Origin of the sequence: Amycolatopsis sp. lyj-112 (assembly GCF_046549055.1) — a bacterium.
Taxonomy (GTDB): domain Bacteria; phylum Actinomycetota; class Actinomycetes; order Mycobacteriales; family Pseudonocardiaceae; genus Amycolatopsis.
Genome location: NZ_JAJPWS010000001.1, coordinates 688,945 through 709,716 on the forward strand (window position 1 = coordinate 688,945; position 20,772 = coordinate 709,716).

Annotated in this window: 23 protein-coding genes; 11 read left to right on the top strand and 12 right to left on the bottom strand. The window is 67.5% G+C overall.

Going from position 1 to position 20,772, the window contains the following annotated elements; translation table 11 throughout:
- Positions 1 to 76: 76 nt before the first annotated feature.
- The 6 genes from ACLJRL_RS03290 to ACLJRL_RS03315 all read left to right on the top strand — a co-directional run bounded on the left by ACLJRL_RS03290 (position 77) and on the right by ACLJRL_RS03315 (position 4,124).
- Positions 77 to 271 (top strand): DUF3046 domain-containing protein, encoded by a 195-nt coding sequence (locus ACLJRL_RS03290; protein WP_410654475.1) that lies wholly within the window; start codon positions 77 to 79, stop codon positions 269 to 271.
- Positions 272 to 477: 206 nt separating this feature from the next.
- Positions 478 to 1,518 (top strand): recombinase RecA, encoded by a 1,041-nt coding sequence (gene recA / locus ACLJRL_RS03295; protein ID WP_410654476.1) that lies wholly within the window; start codon positions 478 to 480, stop codon positions 1,516 to 1,518.
- 124 nt (positions 1,519 to 1,642) lie between these two features.
- On the top strand, positions 1,643 to 2,170 hold the full coding sequence (locus ACLJRL_RS03300) for a regulatory protein RecX (RefSeq protein WP_410655143.1): 528 nt from the start codon (positions 1,643 to 1,645) through the stop codon (positions 2,168 to 2,170).
- Positions 2,171 to 2,246: 76 nt separating this feature from the next.
- Positions 2,247 to 2,873 (top strand): glyoxalase, encoded by a 627-nt coding sequence (locus ACLJRL_RS03305; protein ID WP_410654477.1) that lies wholly within the window; start codon positions 2,247 to 2,249, stop codon positions 2,871 to 2,873.
- Positions 2,874 to 2,977: 104 nt separating this feature from the next.
- A complete protein-coding gene (locus ACLJRL_RS03310; protein ID WP_410654478.1) occupies positions 2,978 to 3,424 on the top strand; it encodes an iron chaperone in 447 nt (148 codons plus the stop codon).
- A 262-nt stretch (positions 3,425 to 3,686) separates the two neighbouring features.
- On the top strand, positions 3,687 to 4,124 hold the full coding sequence (locus ACLJRL_RS03315; RefSeq protein WP_410654479.1) for a GNAT family N-acetyltransferase: 438 nt from the start codon (positions 3,687 to 3,689) through the stop codon (positions 4,122 to 4,124).
- 22 nt (positions 4,125 to 4,146) lie between these two features.
- On the opposite strand, the gene eda is transcribed toward ACLJRL_RS03315, so the two are convergent.
- Positions 4,147 to 4,767: a bifunctional 4-hydroxy-2-oxoglutarate aldolase/2-dehydro-3-deoxy-phosphogluconate aldolase gene (gene eda, locus ACLJRL_RS03320; protein ID WP_410654480.1), complete on the bottom strand. Its 621-nt coding sequence runs from the start codon at positions 4,765 to 4,767 to the stop codon at positions 4,147 to 4,149.
- Entirely contained in the window at positions 4,764 to 6,680 is a 1,917-nt protein-coding gene (gene edd / locus ACLJRL_RS03325; protein WP_410654481.1) for a phosphogluconate dehydratase, read from the bottom strand. The genes eda and edd overlap by 4 nt, the downstream gene beginning before the upstream one ends.
- 263 nt (positions 6,681 to 6,943) lie before the next feature.
- On the opposite strand from edd, the gene ACLJRL_RS03330 reads away from it, so the two are divergent.
- The 4 genes from ACLJRL_RS03330 to ACLJRL_RS03345 are packed head-to-tail and all read left to right on the top strand — an operon-like array spanning position 6,944 to position 10,808.
- A complete protein-coding gene (locus ACLJRL_RS03330; RefSeq protein WP_410654482.1) occupies positions 6,944 to 7,231 on the top strand; it encodes a hypothetical protein in 288 nt (95 codons plus the stop codon).
- Positions 7,228 to 8,058 carry a hypothetical protein gene (locus tag ACLJRL_RS03335; RefSeq protein ID WP_410654483.1) on the top strand — a complete coding sequence of 277 codons (831 nt, stop codon included), beginning with the start codon at positions 7,228 to 7,230 and terminating at the stop codon, positions 8,056 to 8,058. The genes ACLJRL_RS03330 and ACLJRL_RS03335 overlap by 4 nt, the downstream gene beginning before the upstream one ends.
- Before the next feature lie 57 nt (positions 8,059 to 8,115).
- On the top strand, positions 8,116 to 10,059 hold the full coding sequence (locus ACLJRL_RS03340; protein ID WP_410654484.1) for a fumarate reductase/succinate dehydrogenase flavoprotein subunit: 1,944 nt from the start codon (positions 8,116 to 8,118) through the stop codon (positions 10,057 to 10,059).
- Complete coding sequence (locus tag ACLJRL_RS03345; protein ID WP_410654485.1) at positions 10,056 to 10,808, top strand: succinate dehydrogenase/fumarate reductase iron-sulfur subunit; 753 nt, start codon at positions 10,056 to 10,058, stop codon at positions 10,806 to 10,808. Before ACLJRL_RS03340 ends, ACLJRL_RS03345 begins: the two co-directional genes overlap by 4 nt.
- A gap of 78 nt (positions 10,809 to 10,886) precedes the next feature.
- On the opposite strand, the gene ACLJRL_RS03350 is transcribed toward ACLJRL_RS03345, so the two are convergent.
- The 10 genes from ACLJRL_RS03350 to ACLJRL_RS03395 form a co-directional block, all read right to left on the bottom strand.
- On the bottom strand, positions 10,887 to 11,642 hold the full coding sequence (locus tag ACLJRL_RS03350) for an MHYT domain-containing protein (protein WP_410655144.1): 756 nt from the start codon (positions 11,640 to 11,642) through the stop codon (positions 10,887 to 10,889).
- Between the two features lie 19 nt (positions 11,643 to 11,661).
- Complete coding sequence (locus tag ACLJRL_RS03355; RefSeq protein ID WP_410654486.1) at positions 11,662 to 12,249, bottom strand: GTP-binding protein; 588 nt, start codon at positions 12,247 to 12,249, stop codon at positions 11,662 to 11,664.
- Positions 12,230 to 12,607 carry a DUF742 domain-containing protein gene (locus ACLJRL_RS03360; protein WP_410654487.1) on the bottom strand — a complete coding sequence of 126 codons (378 nt, stop codon included), beginning with the start codon at positions 12,605 to 12,607 and terminating at the stop codon, positions 12,230 to 12,232. The genes ACLJRL_RS03355 and ACLJRL_RS03360 overlap by 20 nt, the downstream gene beginning before the upstream one ends.
- Positions 12,604 to 13,038: a roadblock/LC7 domain-containing protein gene (locus tag ACLJRL_RS03365; RefSeq protein ID WP_410654488.1), complete on the bottom strand. Its 435-nt coding sequence runs from the start codon at positions 13,036 to 13,038 to the stop codon at positions 12,604 to 12,606. The genes ACLJRL_RS03360 and ACLJRL_RS03365 overlap by 4 nt, the downstream gene beginning before the upstream one ends.
- Entirely contained in the window at positions 13,035 to 15,293 is a 2,259-nt protein-coding gene (locus tag ACLJRL_RS03370) for an ATP-binding protein (RefSeq protein ID WP_410654489.1), read from the bottom strand. The genes ACLJRL_RS03365 and ACLJRL_RS03370 overlap by 4 nt, the downstream gene beginning before the upstream one ends.
- Positions 15,294 to 15,810: 517 nt before the next feature.
- Positions 15,811 to 16,254 (bottom strand): class I SAM-dependent methyltransferase, encoded by a 444-nt coding sequence (locus tag ACLJRL_RS03375; RefSeq protein WP_410654490.1) that lies wholly within the window; start codon positions 16,252 to 16,254, stop codon positions 15,811 to 15,813.
- 106 nt (positions 16,255 to 16,360) lie between these two features.
- Entirely contained in the window at positions 16,361 to 17,266 is a 906-nt protein-coding gene (locus tag ACLJRL_RS03380; protein WP_410654491.1) for an amino acid ABC transporter permease, read from the bottom strand.
- On the bottom strand, positions 17,263 to 17,958 hold the full coding sequence (locus ACLJRL_RS03385; protein WP_410654492.1) for an amino acid ABC transporter permease: 696 nt from the start codon (positions 17,956 to 17,958) through the stop codon (positions 17,263 to 17,265). The genes ACLJRL_RS03380 and ACLJRL_RS03385 overlap by 4 nt, the downstream gene beginning before the upstream one ends.
- A gap of 83 nt (positions 17,959 to 18,041) precedes the next feature.
- Complete coding sequence (locus ACLJRL_RS03390; protein WP_410654493.1) at positions 18,042 to 18,875, bottom strand: glutamate ABC transporter substrate-binding protein; 834 nt, start codon at positions 18,873 to 18,875, stop codon at positions 18,042 to 18,044.
- An 80-nt stretch (positions 18,876 to 18,955) separates the two neighbouring features.
- Positions 18,956 to 19,684: an amino acid ABC transporter ATP-binding protein gene (locus ACLJRL_RS03395; protein ID WP_410655145.1), complete on the bottom strand. Its 729-nt coding sequence runs from the start codon at positions 19,682 to 19,684 to the stop codon at positions 18,956 to 18,958.
- 398 nt (positions 19,685 to 20,082) lie between these two features.
- Between ACLJRL_RS03395 and ACLJRL_RS03400 the strand changes: the two genes are divergently transcribed.
- Complete coding sequence (locus ACLJRL_RS03400; protein ID WP_410654494.1) at positions 20,083 to 20,772, top strand: response regulator transcription factor; 690 nt, start codon at positions 20,083 to 20,085, stop codon at positions 20,770 to 20,772.

Here is a 20,772-nt window from a genome sequence, read left to right on the forward strand (position 1 = left end):
CCCCCTTCCCTCTGCTGAGCCGAGGGAAGGGGGCCTTCACGCGTTTCGGGCACGGGCCACGGTTAGACTTCGCTCGATGCGTAACACGGTCTTCCGGCGGCTCATGGCCGACGAATTCGGTCCTGGACGTGCGGAAACCCTCTCCAGGGACCACGTCTTCAGCGAACTCGGAGGCCGGACCGTCGAACAGGCTCTCGACGCCGGGACCTCGGCCAAGGACGTCTGGCGAGCGGTCTGTGACGCCTTCGAGGTTCCGGCTTCGCGGCGCTGACCTCGGCGAAGGGCCAAGCACCCTAGCGCGACGGCGTGTCGGTTCCGGCCTCGAACACACGTTCGTCTATGGTGTTGTCCACAACGGGGTCAGCGATCCACAGCTTGGGCGCGAGGCCTGGAATTGTCGGTGGTCGCCCGTAGCGTCGGACCCGACAGCTCAGAACTGAAAAAGCCCTTCCCGGCTCAACCAACGAGGTGGACTCCATGGCACCAGCAGCACCCGACAAGGACAAGGCGCTCGAACTGGCCCTCGCCCAGATCGACAAGCAGTACGGCAAGGGCTCGGTCATGCGCCTCGGCGAAGAGGGCCGCGTGCCGATCGAGGTCATCCCGACCGGCGCCATCGCCCTCGACGTCGCGCTCGGGATCGGTGGCCTGCCCCGTGGCCGGGTCGTCGAGATCTACGGTCCGGAGTCCTCCGGTAAGACCACCGTCGCGCTGCACGCGGTCGCCAACGCGCAGAAGAACGGCGGCATCGCCGCGTTCATCGACGCGGAGCACGCGCTGGACCCGGATTACGCCCAGAAGCTCGGCGTCGACACCGATGCGCTGCTGGTCTCCCAGCCGGACACCGGTGAGCAGGCGCTCGAGATCGCCGACATGCTGATCCGCTCCGGCGCGCTCGACATCCTGGTCATCGACTCGGTCGCCGCGCTCGTGCCGCGCGCCGAGATCGAGGGCGAGATGGGCGACAGCCACGTCGGTCTCCAGGCCCGGCTGATGAGCCAGGCGCTGCGGAAGATGACCGGCGCGATGAGCAACTCCGGCACCACCGCGATCTTCATCAACCAGCTGCGCGAGAAGATCGGCGTCATGTTCGGCTCCCCGGAGACCACGACCGGTGGTAAGGCGCTGAAGTTCTACGCGTCGGTCCGCCTGGACGTCCGCCGGATCGAGACGCTGAAGGACGGCGGCGAGCCCGTCGGTAACCGCACCCGCGTCAAGGTCGTGAAGAACAAGGTCGCGCCGCCCTTCAAGCAGGCCGAGTTCGACATCCTGTACGGCAAGGGCATCTCCCGCGAGGGTTCGCTGATCGACATGGGCGTCGACCAGGGCATCCTGCGCAAGTCCGGCGCCTGGTACACCTACGAGGGCGATCAGCTGGGACAGGGCAAGGAGAACGCGCGCAAGTTCCTGCTCGACAACCCGGACATCGCCAACGAGGTCGAGAAGCGCATCAAGGAGAAGCTCGGCATCGGCGCCGTCGTCGACGCCGAAGCCGCCCCTGCGCCGGTCGACTTCTAAGGTCCTGGCGGCCGTAATCACGTGAGTCACGTGCCTGATCACGCGATTCACGGCCCTGGAGCGAACCAACCCCGCGGTTCGCCTTCATCGACTGGAGTGAGAGCTGGAAATGCGTGCGCCCAAGGTGGATCCGGCGGAGTTGCCGCCGGACGAGCGGAGGAAGAAGGCCAAGGAGATCTGCTTCGATCTCCTGGCCGCGCGCCCGCGCTCCACGGACGAGCTTCGGCAGGCGTTGAAGCGGAAGGGCTTCGATGACGAGACCATCGAGACCCTGCTCGGTAAGCTGGACAAGGCCGGGCTGATCAACGACGCCGAATTCGCCGAGTCGTGGGTGCGTTCCCGCCATGCCAACACGGGCCTGGCGCGGAACGCTCTCGTGGCGGAGCTCAAACGCAAAGGAATAGATGGGGATATCGCCGTCCAGGCCGCCGAAGAGGTGGGCCATGAGGCCGAGGAACAGCGCGCCCGAGAGCTGGTACGCAAGCGTATGCGCTCCCTGGGGAACGTCGACGAGCAGACGGCGATCCGCCGCCTGCTGGGCTTCCTCGCCCGCAAGGGCTATTCCCAAGGGCTGGCCTACACCGTGATCCGCGAAGAACTCCGTGAGTTCGGCGCGGAGTCGGCACTCCTGGACGACGCCACCCCCGACTGAGCCCGCGCGAGCCCTGATCCAGACCGATCAGGAATCGAGAAGCGCCGGATGCCGGGTGAGAATTAGCGTTACCGGCATGAACTTCATCACCGCGATCACCCTGGAAGTGGCCGACATCGAGGCCGCGGAACGCTTCTACACCAACGCTTTCGGGCTGGACACCCAGCTGCGCCTGCGGGCCTCGCAGGCGCCGAGCACCGGCTTCCGCGGGTACACCTTGTCCCTCACGGTGTCCCAGCCGGCCGATGTCGACGCACTGCTCGACGCCGCCCTCGCCGCCGGAGCGACGGCGATCAAACCCGCCGCGAAGTCGATGTGGGGCTACGGCGGCGTCGTCCAGGCTCCGGACGGGGCACTCTGGAAGATCGCCACCTCGGCGAAGAAGAACACCGCCCCGGCTTCTCGCAAGATCGACGCCATCGTGCTCCTGCTGGGCGTCGAAGACGTGGCCGCGAGCAAGAAGTTCTACGCCGACCATGGCCTCACCGTGGGGAAGAGCTTCGGCCGGATGTACGTCGAGTTCGAGTCCGGGCCGAGCCCCGTCAAGCTGGCGCTGTACCGGCGCAAGGCGCTGGCCAAGGACGCCGGCGTCGCCCCCGAGGGCACCGGCTCGCACCGGATCGCCGTCGGCGGCGCGGCCGAGCCCTTCACCGACCCGGACGGGTTCGCCTGGGAGACCACCACGCTCGCGGCCAAGCCCTGATGTGTCACTACCGGCTGCCGCACCTGGCCGCTGTGCTCGCCGAGTCCGGGCAAAGCGATTCTGGCTACGGTCCCGCACAGCATGATCTTCGAGGAGGAACCGTCATGAGCCGCGCCGCCGCGTACGAGGGATTCACGGCCGAAGAAAAGGCCGCGATGAAGGAACACGCCCAGCAGCTGAAGAAGGAGACGCGCGGCGGCTCCGCCGCCGACAAGGCAGCGGCGGCGGAGCAGGACGTGCTCGCGAAGATCGCCGAGATGCCCGACGACGACCGGGTCATGGCCGAGCGCGTCCACGCCGTCGTCAAGGCCAACGCCCCGACGCTCGCGCCGAAGCTCTGGTACGGGCAGCCCGCCTACGCGCTGGACGGCAAGATCGTCTGCTTCTTCCAGCCCGCGAACAAGTTCAAGGCGCGCTACGCGACGCTCGGCTTCAACGACCCGGCCCGGCTGGACGACGGCGCGATGTGGGCGACCAGTTTCGCGCTGACCAAGGTGACGGCCGAGGTGGAGAAGCGCATCGCCACCCTCGTGAAGCAGGCCGCAGGCTGAGCCGTCAAATGCCGAGCCGCCGAGTGCCGGGGTCGCCGGGGCGCTGCCAGGCCGTTGCCGCGAAACGGCAACAGCTTCCCGGCCGGTAGGTAACCGATGCGGGCCGTGATCTTAGGGGGGACACGCGTGACTGGAGGGAGATCACGCGTGTCCAGCCGGAGAACTTGCGTGATTGGACGCGGAACACGGGGCGGAACCCGAATCGCCACTCACGACCACAGCCGGGAAATAGCTAGGCTCGGGTGATCACCGGGAGGACAGCATGATCACGATCGGCCCGCTCGAGCCCGAAGACCGCGAAACCTGGGAAGACCTGTTCCGCGCCTACATCGCCTTCTACGACCGTGTCTCACCCCAGGAGGTCTACGACCGTGCCTGGCGCGAATTCCGCGAGGGGGAACGGATGCACGCACGAGGTGCCCGGGTGGACGGGCACCTCGTCGGGATAGTGCACTTCCTCGTGCATCCCAGCACATCCGCCCTCACCGACGTCTGTTACCTGCAGGACCTGTTCACCGCGCCGGAAGCCCGGGGCAAGGGAGTCGCGCGGGCGCTGATCGACGCGGTCGCGGACTGGGCGCGTGCCCGCGATTGCGACCGGGTCTACTGGCACACCAAGGAATCGAACGCCACCGCGCGCCGCCTCTACGACCAGGTCGCGGTCAACCGGGGTTTCATCCAGTACCAAGTGCCCCTGTGAAACCCCTGAACACGGCGAAGGATCAGAGCTTCGAAGCCTCCGCGGCCAGCGCCTCGATCTTCCCGAAGTCCTTGGCCGCCAACGCGTCCTTCGGCGTCAGCCACGAACCACCGATACAGCCCACAGTGGACAGCGCCAGGTAGTCCGGCGCGGTCTTCACGGTGATGCCGCCGGTCGGGCAGAACCGCAGGCCGGGCAGCGGCCCGGCGATCGACTTCAGGTAGGCGACGCCTCCGCTGGCTTCGGCGGGGAAGAACTTCAACGCCGTCAGCCCGCGTTCGGCCAGCCGCATCGCCTCGGACACCGTGCTCGCGCCCGGCAGGAACGGCAGCCCGGTGTCGAACGCGGCGTCGAGGACGGAGTCGGTGCAGCCCGGGGTCACCAGGAACCTGGCCCCGGCGTCGGCGGCCTGTTTGGCGTGCTCCGGCGCGGTGACCGTCCCGGCGCCGATGACGATCTCCGGCACCTCCGCGGCGATCCGTTCGATGGAGGCGAGTGCCGCCGGGGTGCGCAGGGTCAGCTCGATCACGCCGATCCCGCCCGCGAGCAGGGCCCGCGCGGTGGGCACCGCGTCGGCTACGTCGTCGAGCACGACGACGGGCATCACGGGGGACAGGCCGAGCAGGTCGGCGCCGGTGGTCACTGACTTACCTCCACAGGGTTCAACGTGTGCGCCGGAGCGCCGAAGTGTTCCGGCGTGAGCGGTCCGAACACGCTGGCGCCCTGGTCGGCGGGGCCGACAGCGCGACGCAGCGCCGCGAACAGCTCCCGGCCGGTGCCGGTCCAGGATGCCTCCGAAGGCGGGGAGTCCACCAGCTCACGGCGGGCGAGTTCTTCGTCACCCACGAAGACGTCCAGCGTTCCGGCCCTCGCGTCGAGGCGGATGATGTCGCCGTCGGCGATGCGTGCGATCGGGCCGCCCACAGCGGCTTCCGGGGTCACCTGGATCGCCGCCGGGATCTTGCCCGAGGCACCGGACATCCGGCCGTCGGTGAGCAGCGCCACCTGGTGCCCGCGGTCCATCAGCACGCCCAGCGCCGGGGTGAGCCCGTGCAGTTCGGGCATCCCGTTGGCCTGCGGGCCCTGCTGCCGGATCACCACGACGACGTCGCGGTCCAGCTCGCCCGCTTCGAACGCGTCCTTGAACGCCTTCTGGTCGGTGAACACCCGCGCCGGGGCCTGGACGACCCGGCGTTCGGGCGCCACCGCGGACACCTTGATCACCGCGCGGCCGAGGTTGCCCGCGACCATCCGCAGCCCGCCGTCGGCGGCGAAGGGGCGCCACACCGGGCGCAGGACGTCCTCGTCGAGGCTGTGCGCCGGGACGTCGCGCCAGATCAGCTCGCCCTCGGAGAGGATCGGTTCCTGCCGGTAGCGGTGCAGCCCCGGCCCGGCGACGGTCTGGACGTCCTCGTGCAGCAGGCCCGCGTTGAGCAGCGTGCCGACCAGGAACTGGATACCGCCGGCGGCGTGGAAGTGGTTGATGTCCGCGCTGCCGTTCGGGTAGACGCGCGCCAGCAGCGGGATCACCGCCGAAAGGTCCGAGAAGTCGTCCCAGGTCAGCTGGATCCCCGCGGCGGCGGCGATCGCGACGAGGTGCATCGTGTGGTTGGTCGAACCGCCTGTGGCGAGCAGCGCGATGACACCGTTGACGATCGCCTTCTCGTCGATCACCCGCGAAACCGGCGTGTACTCCTCGCCGCGCGAGAGGGTCACCACGCGGCGACCGGCCTCCTCGGTGAGCGCCTGCCGCAGCGGCGAGTTCGGCTGCACGAAGCTGGCGCCCGGCAGGTGCAGGCCCATCACCTCGACGACCATCTGGTTCGAGTTGGCGGTGCCGTAGAAAGTGCAGGTGCCCGCGGAGTGGTACGACGCCGCTTCGGCGTCCAGCAGGTCTTCACGGGTCGCTTTGCCCTCGGCGTAGAGCTGGCGGACCCGGGCCTTCTCCTTGTTCGGCAGGCCCGAGTTCATCGGCCCGGCGGGCACCAGGATCGCCGGGAGGTGCCCGAAGGACAGCGCGCCGATCAGCAGGCCGGGAACGATTTTGTCGCAGACGCCGAGCAGCAGCGCCGCGTCGAACATGTCGTGGGACAGCGCGATCGCGGTCGACATCGCGATCACCTCGCGGCTGAACAGCGACAGCTCCATGCCGGGACGGCCTTGGGTGACGCCGTCGCACATCGCGGGCACGCCGCCGGCGAACTGGGCCACGCCGCCCGCCTTGCGGACCGACCCCTTCAGCATCGCGGGGTACTCCTGCATCGGCTGGTGCGCCGAAAGCATGTCGTTGTAGGAGGACACGATCGCGACGCCCGGTGCCCGCACGGCACGCAGTGCCGCTTTGTCGACACCTTCCATCGCGGCGAACCCGTGTGCGAGATTGCTGCAGTCGAGCCCTCGCCGTACCGGCCCTTCTTCGTGGGAGGCGGTGACGCGTTCGAGGTACGCGGCGCGGGTGCCGGCGCTGCGCTCCGCGATGCGGGCGGTCACTTCGGCGATGACAGGGTGCACGGGGTGCACCTCGTAGCGGGTGCGGTCGGTCGGGGCGCTGCTCATGTCCGGCTCCGGATCACAGATCGTGGTGGTCCGCGGGACGGCAACGCTGACGCCGCTGGGTCGTGACAGTGGCCACAGTAGCTCAGGGGAAAGTGCGAATCAAAATCGATACAGAAGATCGACTCGCGTGACCTCCGTCACGCCCCTAGGTTGTCCTGTGCTACTTGTCACATTGCACAACGCGCGGCAGAGTCGAGACGGCGAGGAATCGCTTGCCTTCGAAGGCTCAAGCGGCCCACCGAACCGACCATCGGGAGGTACCGATGTCCACCACAGAGATCGCCGAGCTTCGGCGAGCCATCGGTCAGTTGAGGCAGTGCGTCGGCGCACTGCGTTCCCGGTACGGCGACGCCTCGGCGGTACGACGGCTCGCGAACGACGTGGAACGCCTCGACATCGACGCGACCGATCTCGACACGACCCCGAACGCGGTGCCCGCGCAGGCGAAGGCGGCCGAGCGCGTCCCCGTCCCGGACACCCCCTATGACCCGGCGCTCTGGCACGGCGCTGATGACGAGGGCGTCGGCGGCTACAAGCGCGACCAGCGGTGAGCGCCCCCGCCGGCAATGAGGCCGGACGGGGTACGGGGGTCCGCGCACCGGCGCGGGCCCGGATCACCGAACGAACGCTGCGCACCGACCGATGGTGGCTCTCCCCGCTGCTCACCGTCCTCGGCCTCTCCACCTTCATCATCTACGCGACGATCAGGGCCTTCGTGCGCACCGCGTACTGGGTGCCGGAGTACCACTACCTGACGCCGTTCTATTCGCCCTGCGTCTCGGAATCCTGTGTCGAAGGCTCCCGGCATTTCGGTGCCTGGTTCGGGGAACTGCCGGCGTTCATCCCGCTCGGCTTCCTCGTCCTGCCGTTCCTGCTGGGCTTCCGGCTGACCTGCTACTACTACCGCAAGGCCTACTACCGGGCCGTCTGGTTCTCGCCGCCCGCCTGCGCGGTCGCCGAACCGCACGCGAAGTACACCGGTGAGACCCGGCTGCCGCTGATCATCCAGAACGCCCACCGCTACTTCTTCTACGTGGCCGTGGTCGTCTCGCTGATCAACACCTACGACGCGATCACCGCGTTCCACGGCAAGGGCGGCGGTTTCGGCTTCGGGCTCGGCAACATCGTGCTGCTCGGCAACGTGGTCCTGTTGTGGGCCTACACCGTGTCGTGCCATTCGTGCCGGCACGTGACCGGCGGCAGGTTGAAGCACTTCTCCAAACATCCGGTCCGCTACTGGATCTGGACCCAGGTGACGAAGCTGAACACCCGGCACATGGCGCTCGCGTGGACGACGCTCGGCACGCTCGTGCTGACCGACCTCTACGTGATGCTCGTGGCCAGCGGTGCGATCTCGGACCTGCGGTTCATCAACTAGCGACGAGGGAATCTCCCGTCCCCGATAACGGCTTCAAGCTTTGAGGTGGCTCTTTTTATGACCGAGGTCGAACGGCTCAACTACGACGTGGTGGTGATCGGTGCCGGCGGCGCCGGTCTCCGCGCGGTCATCGAAGCCCGCGAACGTGGCTTCAGCGTCGCGGTGGTGTGCAAATCCCTGTTCGGCAAGGCGCACACGGTGATGGCCGAAGGCGGCTGCGCGGCGTCGATGGGCAACGCGAACTCCAACGACAACTGGCAGGTGCACTTCCGCGACACCATGCGCGGCGGGAAGTTCCTCAACAACTGGCGGATGGCCGAACTCCACGCCAGGGAGGCACCGGACCGGGTCTGGGAACTGGAGACCTACGGCGCGCTGTTCGACCGCACCGCCGACGGCCGGATCAGCCAGCGGAACTTCGGCGGGCACACCTACCCGCGGCTGGCGCACGTCGGTGACCGCACCGGGCTCGAACTGATCCGCACGATGCAGCAGAAGATCGTTTCGCTGCAACAAGAGGACTTCAAGGAGACCGGCGACTACGAGGCGAGGATCAAGGTCTTCTCCGAGTGCACGATCACCGAACTGCTCACCGACAGCCCGGGTCCGGGTGCCCCGGAGGGACAGAGCCGGATCTCCGGCGCCTTCGGGTACTGGCGGGAGAGCGGCCGGTTCATCCTGTTCGAGACGCCGGCGGTGGTACTGGCCACCGGCGGGATCGGGAAGTCCTTCAAGGTCACCTCGAACTCGTGGGAGTACACCGGCGACGGCCACGCGCTGGCCATGCGTGCCGGGGCGAACCTCATCAACATGGAGTTCGTCCAGTTCCACCCCACCGGCATGGTCTGGCCGCCGAGTGTGAAGGGGATCCTGGTCACCGAAGGCGTCCGCGGTGACGGCGGTGTCCTCAAGAACACCGAGGACAAGCGGTTCATGTTCGAGTACGTCCCCGAGGTGTTCAAGGGGCAGTACGCGGACAGCGAGGACGAGGCCGACCGCTGGTACACCGACCAGGAGAAGAACCGCCGTACCCCGGACCTGCTGCCGCGGGACGAGGTCGCGCGCGCGATCAACTCCGAGGTCAAGGCTGGCCGGGGATCGCCGCACGGCGGCGTCTTCCTCGACATCGCCAGCAGGCTGCCCGCGGAGGAGATCCGCAAGCGGCTGCCGTCGATGTACCACCAGTTCAAGGAACTCGCCGACGTCGACATCACCAAGGAGCCGATGGAGGTCGGCCCCACCTGTCACTACGTGATGGGCGGGATCGAGGTCGATCCGGACACCGCGTCGTCGAGCGTGCCGGGGCTGTTCGCCGCCGGCGAGTGTTCGGGCGGGATGCACGGCTCGAACCGGCTCGGCGGGAACTCGCTTTCGGACCTCCTGGTCTTCGGCCGCCGCGCGGGACTCGGTGCCGCGTCCTACGTCGCGGACCTGAAGGACCGCCCGTCGGTCAGTCAGTCCGATGTGGACGCCGCCGCGAAGATGGCGCTCGCGCCGTTCGACCCGCCGGAGAACGGCGTCGAGGAGAACCCGTACAGCCTGCACACCGAACTGCAGCAGTCGATGAACGACCTGGTCGGCATCATCCGCAAATCGGAGGAAATCGAGCGGGCGCTGGAAAAGCTCGGTGAACTCCGGGAGCGGATCCTGCGGGTCACCGTCGAAGGACACCGGCAGTTCAACCCGGGCTGGCACCTCGCCGTCGACCTCAGGAACATGCTGATGGTCAGCGAATGCGTGGCGCAGGCCGCGTTGATGCGGACCGAAAGCCGGGGCGGGCACACGCGGGACGACCACCCGGGCATGGACGCCCAGTGGCGGAACAAGCTCCTGGTCTGCTCGGCCAAGCCGGGCGGCAACCCGGTGGTGCCGGACGTCGGCGTCGAGGTCAAGGCGCAGACCCAGTTGCGGCAGGACCTGCTGGAGCTGTTCGAACTGTCCGAGCTGGGGAAGTACTACACCGACGAAGAGCTGACGTCGCACCCCGGGAGTCAGGCATGAGCTACAAGGCGAGTTTCCGGGTCTGGCGCGGCGACGCGGATTCGGGTGAGCTGAAGGACTACACCGTCGAGGTCAACGAGGGTGAGGTCGTGCTCGACATCATCCACCGGCTGCAGGCAACCCAGGCTTCGGATCTCGCGGTGCGGTGGAACTGCAAGGCGGGCAAGTGCGGTTCGTGCTCGGCGGAGATCAACGGCAAGCCGCGGCTGCTGTGCATGACGCGGATGTCGACCTTCACCGAGGCCGAGGTCATCACCGTGACGCCGATGCGGACGTTCCCGGTGATCCGCGACCTCGTGACCGACGTGTCGTTCAACTACACCAAGGCGCGCGAGATCCCGTCGTTCACCCCGCCCCCGGAGCTGAAGCCGGGGGAGTACCGGATGCAGCAGGTCGACGTCGAGCGCTCGCAGGAGTTCCGCAAGTGCATCGAATGCTTCCTGTGCCAGAACACCTGTCACGTGGTGCGAGACCACGAGGAGAACAAGGAGTCCTTCGCCGGACCTCGGTACTTGATGCGGATCGCCGAACTCGAGATGCACCCCCTCGACGTCGCCGACCGGCGTGACGAAGCGCAGGAGGAGCACGGGCTCGGCTACTGCAACATCACCAAGTGCTGCAGCGACGTGTGCCCGGAGGGCATCCACATCACCGACAACGCGCTCATCCCGATGAAGGAACGCGTCGCGGACCGGAAATACGACCCCATCGTGTGGCTGGGGAACAAGCTGTTCAAGCGGGACCAGTAGCGCCGGAGTGGTGCTGCCTAGCGCAGCGAAGAGGGAGCCGCTGCGCTAGGCAGCGGCTCCCCTTCGCTGTGCAGGCTCCTATGACTGGGTGACCGGGCGCGGCGACTCGGTACTCGCCGAAGCCATCAGGACCGCGCAGATCGGCACCGCCAGCGCCAGCGTGGCCAGCACGAAAACCGGGAACAGGAAGGAGAAGACCTCCACCCCCGGCGGATCCGCCGCCGCCGGATCCAGGTGCAGGCGCACCGCCGCCATCCCGGTGTAGTGCATGCCGGTGACCGCCGCGCCCATCACCAGTCCCGCGGCCAGCCGGGGCAAGAGCTTGTCCAGCCCGACCGTGAACCACAGCGCGGCGGTCGCGGCGACGACCGCGATGATCACCGAGAGCGCCACCAGCGGGACGTCGTAGCCGATGGTCCCCTTGATCTGCAGCGCCCACATCCCGGTGTAGTGCATGACGTTCACCGCGAGCCCGGTGAGCAGCCCGCCGAGCAGCAGCCGCTGCCACGCGAACCGGTTGCGGACCCCGAACACCAGCAGGCCGAGGAAAACCGCGGACACCGAAAGGATCGCGGACAATGTCGTGCGAAGGATGTCGTAGCGCATCGGCAGACCTGGCGTCGAAAAGCCCAGCATCGCGATGAAGTGCATGACCCAGATGCCGACCCCGCCGATGGACACCGCGGCCAGCGCGAGCCAACCCAGCCGGCTCCGTGGGTTGGCGGTGGACCGGGCCTGCAGCGTGCAGGCGAGTCCGAGCGCGCACCCCGCCACCGAGGTGAGGTACGCGAGCACGATGAGCCAGTTCCCCATCGCGAAATCTTCGTGATCCATCTGCATTTCCGGGCTCCTGTCAGGCTTTCCGCTGATGCGGCGCATGCAACTCGGCCAAAGCGTGCTCGGCCGCGACGATGAGGGTCTGTTTCGTCGACTCCGGCGAGCGTGCGTCGCAGGAGATCACCTGTACCGTCGCCGGAATCTTGAGCGCCTCACGCACTTGTTCGGGCGCGTGCTGGCGGGTGCCCTGGAACTGGTTGATGGCCACCAGGAAAGGCAGGCCGCGCGACTCGAAGAAGTCGATCGGCGCGAAGCTGTCCATGAGACGGCGCGTGTCGACCAGGACGATCGCGGCGACCGCGCCGCAGACCAGGTCGTCCCACATGAACCAGAACCGGTGCTGGCCCGGCGTGCCGAACACGTAGAGCACCAGGTCGTCGGCGAGAGTGAGGCGGCCGAAGTCCATCGCGACGGTGGTGGCGATCTTCCCCGGCACCGCCTCGACCCGGTCCACCCCGACGCTCGCGGTCGTCATCACGGCTTCGGTGCGCAGCGGGAGTATTTCCGAGACCGCGCCGACGAAGGTGGTCTTGCCGGCGCCGAATCCGCCTGCCACCACGATCTTGGCCGAGGTGATCCGTCGTTCAGAGTGCGCGTAGTCCACTGAGGACCCTTTCGAGCAGGTCGTTACGTTCGTCCCATGAAGTGTCTTCGGTGAGCGTGTCCCGCACCGACACCTGCCTGGCGCTGAGCAGGTCGCCGATCAGGACCCTGGCCACCCCCAGTGGCACGTTCAGGTGAGCCGCGACCTCCGCCACCGAACGCTGGTGCAGGCACAGCTGCGTGACCACCGCCAGCGGGTTGGTGGCGCTGTAGGGCGCCGTGCGTCCCTCGATGGTCGTCTCCACGAGTGCTTCCACCGGGAGGTCGACCGCCGGCCGGGTCCGGCCGGCGGTCCACGCGTAGGGGCGGGCCAGCGAAGCCGCGTGCCGGCCGCCCTCACGTCGCCGGGCTTCACTCACCTGGTGGCTCCCGGTGAGGCCGCACGCCGCACCGGGGTCTCGACCATCTTCCCGACCCGGTCGACCAGCAATGTCATCTCATACCCCACCAGTCCGATGTCGCATCCGGGGTTCGCCAGCACCACCAGGTTCGAGCCGTCGCCGACGTTCATCAGCATCAGGAAGCCCTGCTCCATCTCGATGACGGACTGCACGACCCGGCCGGCGGTGAACAGCTCGGCCGTGCCCAGTGCGAGGCTGGACAGCCCGGACGCGATCGCCGAGAGCTGGTCGGCCCGGTCCCGCGGCAGCGTTTCGTTCGCCGCCACGAGCAGTCCGTCCGCCGAGACGAGCGCCGCGTGCGCGACGCCGGGAACGTCCTGAGTGAACGCCGAAACCAGCCAGTTCCGGGACTGGTCGATCACGGCCGCTCCTTCTTGCCCGGTGTTCATCGCTTCTCCACCTTCGGTTCGGCTGGCTCGTTCGTTATGCGATGGCGGGCCGCGCGCATGCCGTTGTAGTGCCGGGAAAGGTTGTTCCGCACCGCCGCGGGATCGCGGAACGACGTGTCCTCCGGCTGCGACTGGCGCGGAGCGGCCGCGCCGGGGGCGAGCTGCGCGCCGGGTTGCCGGGTCGGCAGCCCGAACTCGGTGAACTCGAGGTCGGACTGCCCGCCGACCGCGACTTCCGCGGCCAGCCGGACCTGGTCGACGGGGGTGACCCACTGGTCGGCCTGGTCCTTCGCGGCAGCGACGGGTTCGTCGGCGAACCAATGCGAAAGCATCTGGTCGAAGATCGGGGTCGGCATCGGGGGGAGCTCCGGGTCGAAGGGAGCTGGTTCCTCGGAGGGCCATCGGGGTTGGGGCTCGTGGCGGGCGCTGCCGTTGATCGCGACCCGTGCCGGGGGGCCGGGCCGCGGCGGCAGGTCGACCAGCACGAGCGCGCCGGGAACGTGCACGCTCGCCGTGATCCCCGCACTCGCGGTCCGGGTGGTCGTCGGCCGCAGCCGGACGGTGATCCCGTGCGACGCGGCGAGCCTGCTCACCACGAACAGTCCCATGCGGCGCGTGGTTTCCGGGCTCACGGTGGCACCGGCGGAGAGCCGGCCGTTCGCCGCCTCGATATCTTCGCGGCCCATGCCGAGCCCGACGTCGACCACCTCGATCAGCACTCCGCCGTCGAACCCACGGTCGGCGGTGAGCACGACCTGTTCCTCCGGCGGCGAGGAGCGGATGGCGTTCTCGAGCAGTTCGGCAAGAATGTGCACGACGTCGGCGGCAGCCTCGGACTGTACCGACCCGCGCGGTGCGTTCCCCAGGGAGATCCGCTGGTAGTCCTTGACCTCCGAGGTCGCGGCCCGCAGCAGCTCGACCGTCGCGACCGGCCCGATTTCCCGCCGCACCGGGCGGCCACCGGCGAGGACCTGGAGGTTCTCGCCGTTGCGCCGCAACCTGGTGGCGATGTGGTCGATCTGGAAGAGCTCGGAGAGCCGCTGCGGATCCTGCTCGTCGGCCTCGAGGTCCTCGATGACCGAAAGCTGCAGTTCCACCAGCGACTGGCTGCGGCGGGACAGCGTCATGAACATCTCGCTGACCTGGATGCGCATCTCCGCCTGCTCGCCGACGGCCAGCCGGACGGCCTGCTGGTGCATGTCGTCGAAGGCACGGGCGAGCTGGCCGATCTCCTCCTCTGAGTCGACCGGGAGCGTCTCGATCGCCTTCCAGTCGATCACTTCCCCGCCCCGGATCCGCTCGATCGTGTCGGGCAGCCGGCGGCGCGCGGCGTCGATCGCGGCCGCGTGCAGCCGCCGGATGGGCGCGACCAGCGACCGGGCCACGGCGAGCGCGATGGAGAGAGCGCTGAGCAGCGAAGCGATGACGAGCGCGGCGTCGCGAAGGGCGTCGGAACGGGCCAGGTTGGTCTGGAACCCGACCGAGTCGGAAAGCGTTTTGACGTGCTCCGTCAGGAGATTCCCGAGCGCGGCGCGTTTCGCCGCCGGCCCCCCGGCACCAGGGATGGTCGCCGCGGCGAACCGGGCGGCCTCCGCCCCCGGCGGCAACGACCGCCGAATCTGGGCGGTCAGCACGGTTTCCTCGGCGGCGGCGTACTGGGCGGCGGCCAGGATCGGCGGGTCCTGTGGCTGCCTGGACAGCGCCTCTTGCACCGCGAGACTCGTCCGCAGCGCCACGAGCGCCCTGGCGATGTCGGCCGAGGCGTCGAGATCCGGGCTGCCCGCCTGTCCGACCACCCCGGGAAACACTTCGCTGAGCGCGAAGACGAAGTCGTGGTAGCCACCGGTTTTGACGGCGGGCGACCCGGTCTCCTGACGCAGTTCAGCCAGCTTCCCCAGCTCGGTCTCCAGCGCCCGCGCGGTCTGCGGCGTGAGCCGCGCGAAGTCGGCGTCCTGCCGCACCGACGCCGCTTTCGCGTCCACCGCGCTGGTCTGCGCGGATCCGCCGTCGTGGATCATCTCATCGTCGACGAGCGCGCTGAGCTCGACGATCTCTTGCAGAACAGGCATTTGATCCCGTACGGCGCTGAGCCCGCCCGCCCTGGCGAGCTCGGCCTGCACCCGTACCCCTGCCAGCAGCAGCGCGACGAGCACGGGCAACAACAGCACTACGGAGATCTTGGTGCGCAGCCGCCACGTACTGGGATTCCAGTAGGTGTCGGCAGGACGGCGTCGAAGTGATTCGTCTTCTTTCATCTGTGGCGTGGCTCGATTCCTATCCGCGGCCCGATGAACGATTTCCAGAGTTCGTTTTTTCCCTGAATTCAAGCCAGGGACGTAACTCCGCCGCCGGGGGTGCTGTCAAGGAGTCGGCCCCGTTTCCCCTCGTATGCATCAGCTACGGAGGGTAAACGTTGTACCGCCCGGCTTTTTACCTTCGCAGAGGGTGAGCTACCCAATTTCTCGATCACCGTGTCCGTGAATTTCCGGCGACCATTTCTTGATCGGCCGGATTCGATCACGACCGATCCGTTCAAGTGACCGGTTCGCGCCCTTGAAACGCGAGCCGGTATGCGTGGGGGGCCTAAAAGGACTATCTGGTGGCAAGCGTATGAATCTGTCTCGTTCTGACGACCTCATCGCTCGGGAGCGGACGCATGACGCCGCGAAACTGGTCCGCCATGGTCTGTCTTTACCTTGACAGGGAAGAGAAGAGCAGTCTTCCGTCGTCGGTGTAGCCGGTGCCGCCTGGCTCGACACCAGGGTGCGCGACTCAGGAAGCCTTGCGGGCGCTGTGGATGTCGCCGCGTTCGTGACGGTGCAGCACGATGTCCTGGAAACCGCTGTCTCGCAGGGCCTCTTCCAGCGTCAGGCCGTTCGTCGCCACGACCACCAGCAGCCCGCCCGTGGCGAGACTCGCCGCGATACGGCCGAGAGGGCCGGGGTCGTCCAAGAATGCCATCACGATGTCGAAGGTCCCCATGACCGGCAACCGGGACGGCTGATGGACCTCGTAGGAGATCCCGATCGGATTCCGTTCCTCTTCCCGCTGCGCGACCGCGATCAGTACCTGGTCCGCGTCGACGCCGACCACCCGTCGCGCGCCCTTGCCGCGGAACAGCCGCGGAAAACGCCCATCGCCGCACCCGACGACCAGGACCGACCTGCCCGTCAGATCCGGCAGCGCGTCGAGCAGCGTCGTGGCCTGGTCTGCCATAGGGCCGACGCTAGCCGACGGCGTGTTCGTCCCGACAGGACCAAAAGGCCCCCTTCCTTGCGCCTAGCGCGAAGAAGGGGGCCTTTCAGGTACTTACTTACCAGAGCTACATCGCCCCGCCACTCGCGTCGTCGCGCTGCAGGACGACGTTCGACGGTGCGTTATGCAAGGGCTTGGCGCCGCGAGGCGCCTTCTTCCGCCGCGCCAGCTTGTTCTCCAGCCAGCTCGCGAACTGGGACAGGAGCAGGTTCAACACGATGAAGATGATCGCGACCACGATCAGCGAGGGGATCGTGTTGCCGTAGAGACCGGTGAGCGGTCCGGAAGCGCGGATCAGCTCGTCGAAGCCGATGGTCAGCTGACCGGCCAGCGCCGTGTCCTTGAGGATGACCACCAGCTGGCTCACCAGCGCGGGCAGCATCAGGGTGACCGCCTGCGGCAGCAGGACGTTCAGCATGACCTGGGTCTTGCGCAGGCCTAGCGCGGAAGCCGCCTCGGCCTGGCCCTTGGGTAGCGCCAGGATGCCCGCGCGGAACACCTCGGCCATGACGGAACCGTTGTAGAGCACCAGTCCGGTCACCGCGGCGAAAAGCGGGCGGATCTCGGCGTCGATGTCGGTGTAGAACGCGAACAGTGCTGCGGCGAAGACCATCAGCAACAGCACCGGAATCGCCCGGAAGAACTCGACGATCGCGCCGGCCGGGATCCGTACCCACTTGTGCTCTGAAAGCCGCCCGATGCCCAGCAGCGCCCCGATCGGCAACGCGATCACGATCGACAGTGCCGCTGCCTTCAGCGTGTTGAGCAGGCCGGGAAGCAGGAACTCGGTCCAGGTCGAACCCTTGATGAACGGTTCCCACAGCGCGCCTGCCCACTGGTTCTTCTCGTCGAACCCCACGTAGACGTAGTAGACGACCAGCGCCAGGACGAGGACGAAAAGAACGCTGTAGAGCCAGTTCCGCGCCCGCGCCTTCGGGCCGGGGGCGTCGTACAGGACAGCCTGTGTGCTCATCGCTTGACCTCGACCTTCTTGGCGACCCAGCCCAGCAGCAGGCCGAGGGGGAGGACCAGTACGACGAACCCGGCGGCGAAGACGGCGAAGACCAGGAGCAGTGAGTCGGACTCGTTCTCCACCATGGACGACATCAGCAGCGCCGCCTCGGCCACACCGATGACCGCTGCGACCGTGGTGTTCTTCAATAGCGCGATCATGACATTCGCCAGCGGCGCGATCACCGACCGGAACGCCTGCGGGAGCACGATCAGTGTCAGCACCTGGAAGAAGCCGAGGCCTAGCGCGCGAGCGGCTTCGGCCTGGCCGACGGGAACGGTGTTGATACCCGACCGCAGCGACTCACAGACGAACGTCGCGGTGTAGGCGACGAAGCCGAGGACCGCGAGCCGGAAGAAGTTGTCGTCCAACGACGTCGTCGACTCAGACGAGGCCAGGTTGAGCCCCAGAGTGGAGGACAACCCCAGCGACGTGAAGACGATGATCACCGTCAGTGGGGTGTTCCGGAAGATGTTGACGTAGGCGGTGCCGAACGCCCGCATGATCGGAACGGGACTCACCCGCATCCCCACCAGGATCGTCCCCCAGATCAGGGAGCCGATGGCGGAGAAGAAGGTGAGCTTGATCGTCATCCAGAAGGCGCCGAGCAAGTCGTAATCGGGATTGTCGAGGAAATCGAACAAGGTGCTCAACCCAGCCTCGGTATGGGAACGGTGCGCCGCTCTGCACGGCGCACCGTTCGATTCCTTTGGTTCAGCGGTTCAGAAGAACCGGATCAGGAGATTGCCGGGGGCTCGGGGATCTTGTAGCCCGACGGGCCGACGTTCTTCTCCAGAGCGGCCTTCCAAGCGCCGTCCTGCTGCATCTTCTTGATGGCGTTGTTGATCGCGGTGACGCTCTCGGTGTCGTCCTTCTTCAGACCGACGCCGTACTTCTCGTCGGTGAAGCCCTTGCCGACCAGCTTCAGCTTGCCGGGCTGCTGCGCGGCGTAGCCGGCGAGGATCACGTCATCGGTGGTCATCGCGTCGACGGTCTTGTTGAGCAGCGAGGTGACGCAGTCGGTGTACTTGCCGACTTCCTGCAGCTGAACTTCCTTGGCGTACTTGTCCTTGACGTTCTGCGCCGGGGTCGAACCCTTGACCGAGCAGAGCTTCTTGTTGCCGGTCAGCGACTCGGGGCCGGTGATGTCGGTGTTGTCGGCACCGACGAGCAGGTCCTGGTGTGCGATGAAGTACGGGCCCGCGAAGGAGACCTCGTTCTTGCGCTTGTCGGTGATCGAGTAGGTGGCGACGATGAAGTCGACCTCGCCCTTCTTGATCAGGTCCTCGCGCTGCGCGGACTGCGCTTCCTTCCAGGAGATCGCCGACTCCTCGACGCCGAGCTCCTTGGCGATGTACTTCGCCACGTCGACGTCGAACCCGGCGTAAGTGCCGTCGGCCTGCTTCTGGCCGAGGCCGGGCTGGTCGAACTTGATGCCGATGGTCAGCTTCTTGTCGTTCTTGGCCTTCGCCACCAGGTTCTTGGCGCCACTGGAGCCGCTACCGGCGTCCGACCCGCCACCACCACAGGCGGAGAGGGCGAGCCCGGCCGCCACGACGGCCGCGCTCATTCGCAGAACTCGGTTCAACCGCATTGTTCTCTGTTTCCTTCCGAATCTTGTCCAGCCATTACCGGCCGGCGGGGAAGTCCTTAGTGGGTCAGGATCTTTCCGAGGAAGTCCTTGGCCCGGTCGGTCTTCGGCTTGGTGAAGAACTCGTCCGGGGTGGAGTCCTCGACGATCTCGCCGTCGGACATGAACACCACCCGGTTCGCCGCACGACGGGCGAAGCCCATCTCGTGGGTGACGACGAGCATCGTCATCCCGTCTTTGGCGAGCGTGGTCATCACGTCGAGGACCTCCTGGACCATTTCCGGGTCCAGCGCCGAGGTCGGCTCGTCGAACAGCATCACCTTGGGGCGCATGGCCAGCGCGCGGGCGATCGCCACCCGCTGCTGCTGCCCGCCGGAAAGCTGAGCCGGGTACTTGTCGGCCTGGTTGGCGATGCCGACCCGTTCGAGCAGGTCCATCGCGGTCTTGCGGGCCTCGGCCGAGTTGACCTTGCGGACCTTCATCGGCGCGAGCATGACGTTCTCGACGATCGTCTTGTGCGCGAACAGGTTGAACGACTGGAACACCATGCCGACGTCGGCGCGCAGCGCGGCCAGCGCCTTTCCTTCGGCGGGCAGCGGAACGCCGTCCACCGCGATCTCGCCGGAGTTGATGGGTTCCAGGCGGTTGATCGCCCGGCAGAGCGTCGACTTGCCAGACCCGGACGGCCCGAGCACGACCACGACCTGCCCACGCGGCACCTCGAAGTTGATCTCCTTGAGCACGTGCAGGTCGCCGAAGTACTTGTTAACGGCGGCCGCCTTGATCATCGGCGCCGCCACCTCCGCGGTCATCTGGCCTCCAGGAGCGTTCGTTTGCAGGGGACTCGGCGGGGTCAGGCACCACGCGATGGCGGAAACCTACTCCCGTCGGACCGCTTGTAAAGGCGGCTTGACCAATACTTAGGGTTTCAAGTCCGTATCGTTCTCAAGCCGCCGGACGGCCCCGGTCCACGCCCGTCCGGCGCTGATCAGCCTAGACAAGACAGGGGTGTCTCGTAACCGGGGTCACACAAGATCTGTGACGCATCGTGACCATTACCGCATGCGGTGGCCCGCTCACTGGGCCGGATGGCGCAGTGGTGCGGGCAGCGCGAAAGGTGACTCACCCCATAGAGTCGTTCTTCAAGTCGTTGCAGCGGCGGGACGGCGTGAAAGGGAAAACACGGGTGCGGGTACTGCTGGTGGAGGACGACGACCGGGTCGCGGGTGCCTTGACGCCCGCCTTGACCAGGCGCGGCCTGACGATCAAACGGCTGGCCTCGGGTGCCGGTGTGCTCGACCTGGTGCACGAGGTCGACGTCGTCCTGCTCGACCTGGGGCTCCCGGACGTCGACGGGATCGTCCTGTGCCGCCGGATCCGCGCGGTCAGCGACGTCGCGGTGATCGTCGTTTCGGCGCGGGGCGAGGTCGACGACCGGATCCAGGGCCTGCGGTCCGGCGCCGACGACTATCTGGTGAAGCCCTACGACGTCGACGAACTCGTCGCCCGCGTCGAGGCCGTGCGCCGCCGCCGGGGCGAACGCCCGGCCGTGCCCGAACCGGCGGGCGTCATCCTGGCGGGTGACGTGTCCGTCGATATCGGGCGGCACGAGGTCCAGGTCGACGGCCAGTCGGTTTCCTTGTCCCGCAAGGAGTTCCAGGTGCTCGCGCTGGTGGTCTCGGCGCGCGGCGCGGTGTGCGCCCGCGATCACGTGCTGACCGAGGTCTGGGGCCACCGAGGTCCGGCCGAAAGCCGCTCGCTGGACGTCCACGTCGCCACCCTGCGGACCAAACTGGGCAGGCCCACGCTGATCGAGACCGTTCGCGGCGTGGGCTATCGCCTCGGCGGCGCGTTCGGCCCCGCAGAAGAAGGCTGA